This window comes from Pseudomonas sp. Xaverov 259 (assembly GCF_019352915.1).
GTDB lineage: Bacteria > Pseudomonadota > Gammaproteobacteria > Pseudomonadales > Pseudomonadaceae > Aquipseudomonas.
Genome location: NZ_JAAAFV010000027.1, coordinates 101,783 through 114,472 on the forward strand (window position 1 = coordinate 101,783; position 12,690 = coordinate 114,472).

The 12,690-nt window shown below is 60.8% G+C and carries 3 protein-coding genes; all 3 read right to left on the reverse strand.

Annotated elements, in window-relative coordinates; genetic code table 11:
- Positions 1 to 172: 172 nt before the first annotated feature.
- Genes K0H48_RS09780 through K0H48_RS09800 form a run of 3 tightly spaced genes read right to left on the reverse strand, consistent with a single transcriptional unit; the run spans position 173 to position 12,679 of the window.
- A complete protein-coding gene (locus K0H48_RS09780; RefSeq protein ID WP_017135223.1) occupies positions 173 to 502 on the reverse strand; it encodes a hypothetical protein in 330 nt (109 codons plus the stop codon).
- Positions 502 to 10,923: a hemagglutinin repeat-containing protein gene (locus K0H48_RS30705; protein ID WP_257626907.1), complete on the reverse strand. Its 10,422-nt coding sequence runs from the start codon at positions 10,921 to 10,923 to the stop codon at positions 502 to 504. The genes K0H48_RS09780 and K0H48_RS30705 overlap by 1 nt, the downstream gene beginning before the upstream one ends.
- Before the next feature lie 31 nt (positions 10,924 to 10,954).
- On the reverse strand, positions 10,955 to 12,679 hold the full coding sequence (locus tag K0H48_RS09800; protein WP_219267312.1) for a ShlB/FhaC/HecB family hemolysin secretion/activation protein: 1,725 nt from the start codon (positions 12,677 to 12,679) through the stop codon (positions 10,955 to 10,957).
- Positions 12,680 to 12,690: the final 11 nt, after the last annotated feature.

A 12,690-nucleotide genomic window follows, 5' to 3' on the forward strand; every position in this document is an offset into this window, starting at 1 on the left:
GCGTCCAAATGCCGTGGGATCCCTCAGGGTCTGACCCCTATTTTTCCTATTTTTCCTATTTTTCCTATTTTTCCAAAAAATAAACCATATTTTTAAAGAACAACTTCACTGAACTCTAAAAAACTCAAACGTGGTCTGACCCCTATTTCCCTTCAAACTTGCAGCTTAATTATCAAGGATAAACAAAGTCTATACTAATTTTAACTTCAACTAAATCCAAGGTCACCTCACAGCCACTCCACGCTGGCAGCCCTCCTGTAAGTTTATTCTCAACATACCAACTACGCAGCTCTGTTAAAAGAGCTAAAATATCTGTATTGGCTCGCCCGCCTGCCGTGAACCAGGCAACGTTACCTTGTTTATCAATGTAGTCATACTCATACTCACAGCTATCTAGCTCTTGGGATAGCTGTGCACGCATTATAATTTTACATGCTCCATCGGGAGCAATCTGAAATAAAATGCTCCCAATGTCATTGTAGATATCATCATCACTACGCATCAATTTCCACCCGGTGAGTTTTTAAATACAATCTCTTTTGGACGAGCACCGCCTATTGAATACTCCACATTAAAGCTATCTGGCCGAACACTTTTACCAGAATACACAGGCTCAATCTTCACACTAACCTGTTTGCCCTCCTTAAGTGCGGACGCCCATGTATTCTCCATAGTTTTCCAAGTACCTTTATTCAAGTTTCCATTCATGGGAAGTAGGTTCAATCTCTCCCCAGGTCCGTTGAATATACTAGCAATCAAGTGCCCACCCTCGTCCCCAGTGACACCGCACTTTCCTGCCACACATTGCTGATATGTATTCCGATCATTTTTAGTCAATGAAAGATTTGACTCGACTTTCTCAACGCGGCCGAAGCCATCTGTTTGGAAGGTTTTATTCCCATCGACTTTATATACGGTATTCGGCACAGGATTATTCAGCTCTTTATTCCATGCACCTTTACCACCAGAACTAATCTCGACTTCCCGTAAAGCTTGCTCTGTTCCTTTTTCACCAGCCTCCTTTATCGGGTGGGCATACGGCATGCCAGCCTCAGCATCCGGCGAGGAAATCGAGGTGTATGGCGCCTTTGCACCCTGAATCTCATTACTGGCGCTGCTAATCAGCTTCGATGCTTCGCTGATATCGCCCCTGTTCAGAGCTTTGCGTGCCATTTTCAAGGTGCCGGAAATAATCCGTTCACCTGGAATAAGTGATGCTGCTACCTCAAGGTAATCAAGTGCACTCTCAGCCTCCGCTACGCTTTTAACTGTGCCGACAACTGGTACAAAATTTGCGCCTTCTGACAGGGCACCTTTGAGCTCTTCACGCCGCTGAGTATACATCTTGACCGAGCACGCTTGCTCACTCATGCCAGCGCAGTTTTGCTCCTTGTAGTGTTGGTTTTCTGCTTTGACGCGGTCTTCAGCCTGCTGCTCAAGTGTCTTATGTGCGGCTAATGCTTCTGCAATATCACTGAGGGAGTTGTTCTCTACCGCATTGCTTCCCGCCTTTGCCCCAGTAACCGCACCGCCCAGATCACCACCAGCTATCCCCCCAGCCAACCCTGCTGCTAGACCCGAAAGTGCAACAACCGTCTCTCTCTCCTCCTCCGTCAACTCGATTGTCTTCTTGTCCGGATACAACTGATGGGCGATGAATTCACCCGTCGCCGCTCCCGCAGCCCCCGCTCCCGCAGAGTTGCCTTGCGCCTGCGCCACCACCGCACCCAATACGGCATGCGCCATGGTGTTGAGTACAGCGTTGTCTCCGGTGGTTTTCCTGATGACTTGCGCCATGTACGGCGCCGACGCGCCCGCAATAGCGGAACCGATATCGCCGCCCACCAACCCTTGCAGTGCTGCTGTCACCGCCTGCGCTACACGTGGGTAATTGCCGCCGACCCCGTAGTCCGCCATGATCCGTTGATAAGCGTCAGTGGCAATCAGTTGTTTCTTGTAGGCATCGACGTCCTCTTTTTTGGCATCTTTTCCAGGGTCCTTGATGCCACGCTTATCAAGTTCAGCACGCGCCTCTTTATCAGCATCGATCTGGCCTTGAGTTCGAACGATGTCTACTGCCTGAGTACCAATATCCGCAATCAACTGCACCTGCCGCAGGCGCTTCTGCTCCTTTTCCTTATCGAAGATCGGGCTGATGCTGCCATTGGCGTGTTCAACATCGTGGCTCAGCGTTGCAACGTCCTGCTGCTGTTTGGCCGGGTCGCGGATGTCGAGGGTGCCGTTGGAAATGGCCGATGACGTGGTGCCGCTGTCACTGTCGCCATGATTGAACGCGATCAAGCTGCCGGAGGGCATATTGCTGATGAAGGCGTTCGCGCCGCTTGCGCCACTGCTGACGCTGGCGCTCTGCAACTGGCTTGTGTAGTCGGCTTTGTTCTTTAAAACGCTCCAGCCGAGGGTGCCGGTGCTCAGGCGGTTTTTGTCCGCTGTTGCAGTGCTGGCGATCACGCTGCCATCGAGTTGCGTGTGGTTGCCCACATCAATCTGGTAGCCGCCCTTACCGCCGAACAGGCCGGTTTGCTCCTGCACACTCTTATAGTTGGAGTCGATCTTGCTCTTGCTGATGCTGAGCGAACCACTGCCCGTCATGGTGCCAAACGTGAAACTTGCGCCACCGCTGACATCGGTTTGTTTGGACTTGTAGTCATCAGTGTCTTGCAGGCTTTGCAGCGTAAGATCGCGGCCTACCGCGGCCTTGATCTGGTCTGCACTGACCTGCGCACCTTTGATGACGGTGTCTCGCCCACTGATCAGGCTGACTTGCTTGCCCGCATCCAGCGTCGTTTCCGTCCAGGTTGTGCCATTGCCCTTTTCGCTGCCGGTGCCCTTGTTCGCATTAGCAAAAATACTCAGGCCTGCACCACTGGAACCAAACCCGAGGCTAACGCCTACGGCCCCGCCGCCACTGCTGTTCTTGCCATCGAGTTTTTGTGTGTTGGCGGCTGCTTCCAGGCGGATATCACGCTCTGCTGCCAACAGCATTTCATTGCCGGCCTGCAGCTTGCTGCCCTGAACGCGGATGTCTCCATCTGCGCCAGGCGTGCCGTTACCGGCGGCTACAATACTGAGGTTATTGCCACTGGTGAGGCTGCTACCTTGGCTTGCTGTCTGCTCCTGGGTCTGTTTGGAGCTGGATTTTTGCGAGCCGAGCGAGATGGCGATGCCGACAAATTCCCCGGCGTTAGCGCCGGTCATGCCGCCATTCTGCTGCGCCGCTTGCCACGCCTGCACCCCCGTCAAACCCGCCTTCACACCCTGCAGCGCCGAGAGGCGGCCGTCGTCCTCGTTCCTGGCTTGCTTGGCGGTCTTATAAGCGGAGTCCACCGCACTGCCCAAGGTGCCGGACAACGCCAGGGTCAAACCACTGGTTTTGCTCTTGGAGGTCTGCTCGCTACGGTTGTTGTTCTCGGAAGCCAGGATGCTGACATTTTGCCCAACCAGGCTGATGTCCTTACCGGCAACCACATCAGAACCGCGAATGGTCAGGTCTTTGCCAGCCTGGATATCCACACTGCCCAGCACACTGCCGATGTTGCTGGCCCGGGTGGTTTCGGTGCTGCTGGTGAAGGTGTTCTGGTTGCTGCTTGAACCCAACGTAACGCCGATGCCGCCGCTGCTCATCAAGCCCGATTTTTTGGTCGAAGACGAATGGCTTTGTTCAAAGGTTTCCGTTGCCCCATCAATCACCACATTGCGCCCGGCAATCAGGCTGGTGGCGTTGGTGGAAACCACGTCGCTGGCGGTAGTGCCGATGTCACGGCCAGCACGCACGACCACGGTATCAGCGCTGATGGAAGAACCCTGCTGGCTGATCTGGTTACTGCTGTCGATGCGCGTTTTCTGGCTGCTGGACAGCAACCCTTTGCTGGTTTTGGTTTTGCGGTAATAACTGTAGTCGCTGTCTTGCGCGGCGTTCAGCGCCAGGTCATTGCCTGCGTACAGGTAGGCTTCCTTGCCGGCACTCGCACGGCTGGCGCTGACCACCAGGTCGTTGCCGGCACTCAGGGAGAGGTTCTCACCGGCAACCAGCGATGTGCCCACTTGCTGAACGTGGTCTTCCTGGCTGGTCACCTTCTTGGAATTAAACGCCGAATGCTGTTCATTTGCCGCCGACGCCAGGTTCACATTGCCCTTGGCCGCCAGCGCCAGATCACGCGTGGCATTCAACTGGCTGCCGATGGCGCTGATGTCCCGCGCAGCCACCACCTGGAAGTCGCGACCGGCCTCGATCACGGTGCCGTACTGGTTTGCGCTGCTGCTGCGCATGTAGGTGCTGACGGCATTGGCGTTGCGTTGTTCGGCGGTGGCCAGGTTCACGTCGCGCCCGGCTTGAACGCCCAGGTCGGCGCCGCTTTTGAAGGCGCCGCCGGTGCTGTTGACGTCGCGCCCGGCTTGCAGGGTGAGGGTGTTGGCGGCTTCGATGCGGGCGGCGTTGTCGACAAAGTCGGTGCGCTCGGTGCGGTAGCCGCTGCTGCTCTGGTGGCTGGTGACGGTGCGTTCGTTGAGCACATCGCCATTCACTGCGCTCACGCTGACGTCGCGCCCGGCGATGATGCCGCCGGCGCGGTTGGTGAGGGTGTTGCCCGCGAGCAGGTCGAGGCGGTTGCCCGCTTGCACGAGGCCGCTGTTGACCATGTTGCGCCCGGCGCTGGCGGCGAGGTTGTTGGTGGCGCGCAGGGTGCCGACGTTGTTGAGGTCGGTGCCGCTGACCAGGTTCAGGTCGCTGCCGGTGATAAGTGCGCCGTTGGGCGCCAGGCGGTTGTTGGCCTGGGCCAGGTAGAGCACGGGCACCAGCACTTGTTGGCCGGCGACGGTGGCGTTTTCCATCCACACGATGTCGTGGGTCAGGGCCGCGACTTGCTCGGCGGTGAGGCTCACGCCTACGGCCAGGTTAAGCGCCTGTTTGGTGCCGATGGCGTTGTCCATCAGGTACTTGAACATTGCTGTGTCGCTGGTCTGGCCATCGATGAAGCGCTGGCCGGTACGGGCGATCACGGCTTGCTGGATCAGGCGCTGTTCATACAGGCCGTCACCCAGGCGCTTTTGTGCCTGGTCCGGGTCGTAGCCCAGTTTGGACAGCATGTAATCGGAGCTTAAGAACTGGCTGAGGTTGGTCAGCAGCGGGTTGGTTTCGATCAGGTATTTCTGTGGGTTGGAGACGAACTGGCTGTCTGGCAGGCCTTGCACGCGGTTGATAACCACGCCGTCGGCCGAGGTGCCGCTGCCGGGTACGACCGGGCCGGTAACCGGCGTGCGGTCTACGCTGCCGCCGCCCAAGGTCCAGCCTTGCGGGCCGGTGCTGGCTGGCGCGCTGGCGCTTTGGCCACTGAGGCGGAATAGCCCGCCTTGGCCGGTAGGCAAGGTGAAGCCGGGCAGGCTCAGCGGGTTGATCTGCTGTTGGGCCAGGTCCGGCGGCAGTTGCTGGTTGAGCGTGACGCGTGTCGAGTAACCGGCTGCGCCACTGGCACCGGTGGCGTCGGTGGTGGTTTTGGCGCCCGCACCGATGTAGCTATAGCCCAGGCGTACCACGCTGTTGTCGATACCGGCTTGTGCCTTTACGTCTACCGCGCCGCCCGCCTGAATCACGGCGGCGTAGCGCTGGTCATCGCTGGCGATTTTGGTGACTTTGCCGAACTGGGTGCGCTCGATCTCCATCATGCCGATGAAGTTGGCCACGGTGGCTTCAAGGCCGCCGAGGTCATTGGGGTTGTAACCGGCGCTTTTGTACCAGTATTTGTTGGTGAGTGCGGCGGCGGCGCCGAACCAGCCTTCAGGGTGCTTGGTGCGCTTTGACGTGAAAAGACGATAAGTCTCGGTCTCGCCGGTTTCGATGCCGGTGTTGACCAGGTTGTTCAGGCGCGCAGTGAAGTTACCTCCAGCCGCGATCGAGCTGCTGCTGTTGAGCAGGTCGCCGCCGGCCAAGGTCATGTTGCCGCCGGCGGTGATGCTTGAACCGGCACTGGCAGCGGTGACTTCCAGTTTGTCGCGGGTCACCAACTCCCACACGTAGTTACGCGGGGTGCCGCCCGCATGGCAGTCACCGGCGTTGACGTACTCAATGCAGGTGCCTTCGGTGGCCGAGGCGGTGTAGACGCCCGCATCGTTGACGTCGAGTACCGCCCGCTGGTTTTTGATCGAGTTGGCGGACAGGCTGAGGTTGCCGTCACTCTGAATCGTGGATGAGCTGTTGAGGATGCTGCTGGCCAGGCCGCCCTTGCCGTCGCGGTCGACGCTGAGGTTGCCCAGGCTGTAGACGTCGGCGTAGCTGTTGTTCAGCGCGTCCACACGCAGGCTCATGTCGCCACCGCTGAAGATCAGGCCGTGGTCATTGAGCAAGGCGCCGGTGGTGGCGACCAGTCGTTGGCCGCTGCCCAGGGTCGCGTAGTTGTTGAGTGTGCCGGCGTTGACCACCAGGTCGGTGGCGGCGGTGAGGCGCCCACGGTTGTTGAGTGTGCCGGCGATGTTGGCGGTAGTAACCCCGCCGCCGGCAATGCTGGCCGTGTCGCTCAAGTTGGCCTGTGCGGCGCTGAGGTTGAGGTTGCCCAGGCTGCTGATGCGCCCGCTGCTGTTGAGCGCGCCGCTCAAGGTCAGGTCGAGCGCGCCGTCGCTGGCGATCAGGCCGTGGGTGGTCCAGTTGGCACCATTGCCGACAAAGCGCCGGGCGCCGAGCAGTTGGCCGGTGGCGGTCTGGTCAAGGGTATCGACGTTGACCGTGAGTTGCCCGGCCTGGATCACGCTGCTGTTGGTCCAGTTGCCCTGGGTGATGGTCAGGTCACCACGGGTGACCAGGCTGCCGCCCACGTCGTTGAGGTTGGCCGGGGCAATACCGAAATTGCCGGTGCCCACGTGCAGTACGTTGCCGCCCAGGTTCTGGAAGCTGCCGGCGTTGAGGGTCAGGTCGTTGTTGGCGGTTTCCACCACGCCGTTGCGGTTGTCGAACAGGCCGCCGATGGCGAATTCGGTGGTGCCCGCCGTGCCCAGCGCACGCAGGCGCCCGGTCTGGTTATCGAGGCTGGCCGCACGCACCTTCAGGGTGCTTTCGCTTTCGATGATGCCGAGGCGGTTGTTGAGTGCGCCGCTCAGGTCCAGGTCGATCTGTTGGCCGGCGATCTGGCCGTCGTTGTCGCCGCTGTTATCGAAGTCATGCCCGACCACGCGCATCAGGCCTTTGGCATACAGCCCGCCGTTGTGATTGTCGAAATTGCCGGTGGTGACCAGTGCGTTGCCACCCTGCGCCGCGATGCGCCCGCCATAGTTGTCTACGCTGCCGGCTTGCAGGTTGAGGCTTTGCCCCTGCATCACGCCGCCCTGGCGGTTGTTGTTGAGGTCGTAACCGTTACGCAGCACGCCGACCACTTGGGTTTGCAGTGCGGCCTTGAGGCTGGCGAGGGTGCCGCCACGGTTGTCGAGGCTGGCCGCGTTGATATTCAGGTCACCGGCCTGGGCGATCAGTTTGCCGCTCTGGTTGTCCAGCGTGTCGGCCACGTTGGCGGTCATGCCGCCCTGGCTTTGCACGGTGCCTTTGCCATTGTCCAAGCGGTTGGCGGTGAGCAGCAGGTCGGCGTTCTGGCTGTAGATCAAGCCGTCGTTGCCGTTCTGCACCAGGCCGCTGGCGGTGAGGCTCAAGCGCTCGTTGGCGGCCAGGGTGCCACGGTTGCGGTTATCCAGGCCGCCGGTCAGCAGGGTCAACAGGCCTTGGCTGGCAATCTGGCCGCCTTGGTTGTTGATCTGCGCCGCGCGGCTGATCAGCAGCGGGCCGCCGCTGGCCAGTTTGCCGTTGGTGTTGGTCAGGGTCGCGAGCAGGTCGAGGGTGGTGGCGGTGCCGCCACTGATGCTGCCGGCGCTGTTGTCCAGGTTTTGCGTAGTCAGGCTCAGGGCCGCGCCGCTGTCGATCACGCCGCCCTGGGCGTTGTTGAGCAAACCGCCGACGGTAAGCGTCTGCCCGGCCGCGCTGGAAAGTACGCCTTTGTTGCTGTTGTCCAGTTCGCCAGCATTAACGGTCAGCGCTTTCTGGCTCACCAGTGCGCCGCCCGCGCTGTTGAGCAGGTTGGCGGTCAGCGTGGCATTAAGGTCGCCGTAACGGCTCGACAAGGTGCCGCTGTTGCGGTTGTCGAGGTTCGCGCCGCTGACGGTGAGGCCCTGCCAGCCGGACATCAGGCCATTCTGGTTGATAAGGTTTTCGGCATTGAGCACCAGCAGGTTATTGCTGATCAGCTTGCCGTTGCTGTTGTTCAACGTGCGGCCACTGAGGTTCAGGGTTTGCGCGCTGGAGAGTTCGCCACCCTGGTTGCTGAGGTCACGCAGGTGGTTGATGGAGAGGTTGCCGGCGGTGGTGATCAGGCCACCGGTGTTGTTCAGGTCGCCGGTGGCGGTGCCGAAGTCCAGGGCAATCGCGTTGCCCAGCAGCGAGCCGTTCTGGTTGTCCAGCGCGGCGCTGTTGAGCGTCAGCGTATTGCTCGCGTTGAGCAGGCCTTGGTCGCGGTTGGTCAGGCGGCCAGCCACGTTGAGCAGCGTGTCGCCACGGCTGGTGAGGGTGCCGCCACTGTTGTCGAGGTCGGTGGCCTGGGCGTCAACCGAGGCGGCGGCAATCAGGCCTTTGACGTTGGCCAGGGCCTGGCCGATGCGCAGGCTCAGTGCGGCGTTGCTCAGCAGTTTGCCGCTGCTGTTGTCGAGGTTGTCGGCGGTGAGTGTGAACGCCTGGCTGCTGGAGATTTCGCCGCCCTGGTTATGCACGTTCTTGAGGTTGTTGAGCATCAGCAACGGCGCGTTGATCAGCCCGCCCTGGTTGTTGAACTCGCCACGGTGCAGGTCCAGCGTCAGCGCCTCGGCGCTGGTGATCTGGCCGCCTTGCTGGTTGTTCAGGTCGGCGGTGCCGAGGGCCAGGGCCTGGCGCGCACTCAGGGTGCCGTTCTGGCTGTTGTCGACGCTTGCGGCGTTGAGTATCAGGCTGCCATCGGTGACCAGCCGCCCGCCTCGGTTGTCCACCGCGCCGAGTGCGCTGAGCGTCAGCGGGCCGGCGCTGGAGAGCGTGCCGCCGCCGTTGGCCAGCGTGCGCGCGGTGATGCTCAGCAGCCCTTCGCTGCTGATCAAACCCTGGTTGCGGTTGAGCAGTTGGTCGACATTCAAACCTGCGCCGCCACCGGCAATCAGCAACCCGCCGTCGCTGTTATCCAGTTGCGTAGCGGTCACCACAACGCCCGAACGGCTGGACAGCTCGCCGTTGCGGTTGTCGATATTGACGACATTGGCCTGCACACCACCCACGCCTGCAACCAAGCCTTTTTGGCGGTTGTCGAGGCTATTACCGGCCACGCTCACCGTGCCTTGGCTGGTGACCAACCCGGCTTGGTTGTTGAGGCTGCCGACGTTGAGGATCAGCGCATTGCCCGCCGTGATGAGGCCTGCGACGTTATCGAGGGTCGCGACTGTGAGCGCTGCGGTGTCGAGGCTTGAGAGTTCACCGCCCTGGTTATGCACCTCACCGACGACGGCGGTCAGCGGCCCGTTGCTGGTGACCAACCCACCTTGGGTGTTCTGCAGGCGATCGGCCGTGATGGCCAGGCCGCCGTTGCTGAGAATGCGGCCTTTGTTCTGGTTGTCGACCGTGGCGGCGGTAATTTGGGTGTGTTGTTTGGCACCCAGTGTACCGCCCTGGTTGTTCAGCGCTTGGGCATCCACGCTCAACGCGCGGCTGGCAATCACACTGGCGCCGGTGTTGGTGACGGCCTTGCCGCGCAGGCTCACGTCGCCCGTGGCGTTGCGAGTGTTGTCGGCGTTGACGCCGGCTTCGATGATGTCGCCATTGGTCAGCGTGCCGCCACTGGACAGCGCAATGCGGTCACGGGCAGCCAGGCTCTGGCGGTTGGTTAGGTCGCCCTGGGTGTTCACGTTAAGGGCTGTACCGGCGTACACCGGCCCTTTGGCGTCCAGGCTTGCGGCGTTGATGTTGACCGCGCCGCTGGCGGCAGTTTGCGCCATGCTCAAATGCCCATTGGCATCGAGTTGGATATCACCACCACTGGCCGCCAGCGTGCCGTCGAGTTTCACGCCCACACCGGCTTCGGTGCCCACCAGTTTAATTGCGCCGGCGTACATGCCGCCCAAGGCGCTGGAGTCGATGGCCAGCTCGGGTTTGGTGCTGCCGTCGTCGGCACGGGCGGTGGCTTTCAGGCTTTTGGCATCGACGTCGTTGCGCCCGGCGATAACGGCCAGTTCGCGGGCGTTGATTTGCGCGTTGATCTTGGCCGAGCGGGTAATGATTTCGAAGCGGTCGACGTTGCTGGCGTTCAGGCCTTCGCCGTCGATGGTCACGGCGCCGCCGTCAACCTGGTAGTGGTCCAGGCGACCGACGTTGTCCATCATCGGCTTGCCGGTGGTCAGGGTCACGTTGGGCGTGTTGATAAACCCGCAGCCGCTGCACGTGATGCCGTAAGGGTTGGCGACGATCACCTTGGCCGACTGCCCCGCCACTTCGGTGTAACCGCGCAGCTGGCTCGGGCTGCCGCCGTTGACTTCGTTGAGGATAACGTTCGCCGCGCCGCCCTTGAGGTTGGGGTTGCCGACGATGTAACCGCCCAGTTGGGTGTTCTGCACCGCGCCGGTGGCATTGTTGAGGATCACGCCGTTGGGGCCGACGTTGTAGTCCTTGAACTGGTTGTGGGACAAGCCACTGCCATTGGGTGTGGCGATGTTCACCACCGGCACGCCATTGCCGGCCTGGCCGACGCTGGTGGCCGGGTTGCTCACCACAATGCCTTCGGCCTGGGCCAGCAACGGTTGCCAGAACAGCGCGTTGGCCAGGATCAGCACCAGGCCGCGCTTGGGCAGGCCGAAGAACGCGTCGCGGCGCTTCAGGGCAGCAGAAGGTTGGCGGGCCAGAAAGGCAAAGTGGCGAACATCCATGGTCAAATTCTCGTTGCAGCGGGGCGTTGAATTACAGGAAGAAATCCATGCGGAAGTAGATCGGCGCTTCACGCTCCGTTACCACTCCAGGTCTTTCTAACGAGTGGGCAAAGGTCACACTGGTGTTGACGTATTTGCCACGGGCGAACAGCTCCACGGAGTTGCTTGAAACGCGGCCGTGGTTGTCGCCGTTGTAACGGTCGTTGCGGATCACGCCTTGGTCGTAACCGAGGCTGGTGCCGTATTCGGCGAAGGCCGGGCGCAGCCATTCCAAGGTGACCGGGCGCGCCCAGCGCACTTCGTTGCGCCAGTAGCCGCCGCTGTCGCCAGACAGTTGCTGGTCCTTCAAACCGCGCACCGACGACGAGCCGCCGAGGCTGATGCGCTGCGGCGAGAACAGCACGTCTTCACTGCGTTGGCCGGTGGCCAGGCTGGTGAAGCTGAACGACTCGCCCCACAGGCGAAACGGCTGCAAATAGCTGACCGTGGCGGTGTATTTGCGGTAATCCGGGGTGGGCGTGAGGTTGCCGAACTGGTCGCGGTGCTGGTCATTGCGCTGGGCGTCAAAGGCGCCGATGCCGTTCTGCACACCCAGGTCGATGTTGACGAAGGCATTGCCGATGCGCCGTCCGTGGTTGATACCAAACTGCAACTCACTGAGGCGGTTGCTGCTGATTTCGAGCTGGGCGTCGTTGATGTAGTTGTTGGTGCGCAGGTGAGCCAGGCCGACGTTCAGCGAGGTTTTGCTGACGTCATCGCGGTGGATCACACGTTCGGCGCGCAACTGGTGGTTCTGGTTGTCGCCCGACTGCTTGAACTTGAAGGTGTCGGTGTAACCCAGCGCGCGATAATCGCTCTCGCTGTAGGTGTAAGTGAAGTTCCACCAGCCCCACGGCACGTTGTAGTAGAGCATGGTGTTTTTCGAGGTTTTCTGATGGTCGCTGATGGCGTCGTGGCCGCCGCGCAGCACCAGTTGGTCAGCCAGGCCGAGCGGGCTGTCCCACTCCAGGCCCGCGCCCCATTGTTGCTCGCCGGTGCTGCGTTGCCCGTCGTTGTTGCGCGACAGGCTAGCGCGCCAGGGCTTTTGCGGGGTGTTCTTGACCACCACGTCGCTGCCGCCCACTTGCTTGCCGGGGGTCAGCTCCATTTGCGCCTGTTTGGACGGCAACCGGTTGAGCTGGTCCACCAGTTGCTCGACTTCGCGCAGGTTCAGCGCCTCGCCGACCTTGCCGGGAAACGCCATGGCCAGTTCACGCTCAGTGACGGTGCTGCCTTCGGCGCTGCGCACGGCTTCGAGTTTGCCTTCGACCACCAACACCTGCAGATGGCCGCTGGAAAGGTCTTGCTGCGGCAAGTAGGCGCGGCTGGTGACGCGGCCTTTGGCGATGTAATAGTCGGTGATGACCTTGAGCAGCTCATTGAGCTGCGAGACGCCCAGGCATTGGCCCATATAGGGTTTGAGCAGCAGCGTGCGGTCGCCGGCAGGCAGGCTGTCGGCGCCTTTGAGTTCGATGTCTTTGATCGGGAAGCAACGGGTGTCGGCAGGCGTGGCCGGTGCCTGGGGCTTGGCCTCTTTGCCGGGCAGGTCCTGAAGCTCTTGCAGGCGCCGGCTTTGCTCTTCGAGCAGGCGGTTCTGCCGATCGCGGATCAGGTCTTGATCCCCAGGCGTGGGGGCGGCGATGGCCGTGCTCATGCTCAGGCAGGCGAGCATGAAAGTGCACAACAAGTACCGAGTCCGTGGCAATAAAAAAGACATGTTCGATCCAT

Bases quoted from the DNA above. Each gene is read 5' to 3' on its own strand.
- K0H48_RS09780 (WP_017135223.1), bottom strand. From the start codon at position 502: ATGCGTAGTGATGATGATATCTACAATGACATTGGGAGCATTTTATTT.
- K0H48_RS30705 (WP_257626907.1), bottom strand. From the start codon at position 10,923: ATGGATGTTCGCCACTTTGCCTTTCTGGCCCGCCAACCTTCTGCTGCC.
- K0H48_RS09800 (WP_219267312.1), bottom strand. From the start codon at position 12,679: ATGTCTTTTTTATTGCCACGGACTCGGTACTTGTTGTGCACTTTCATG.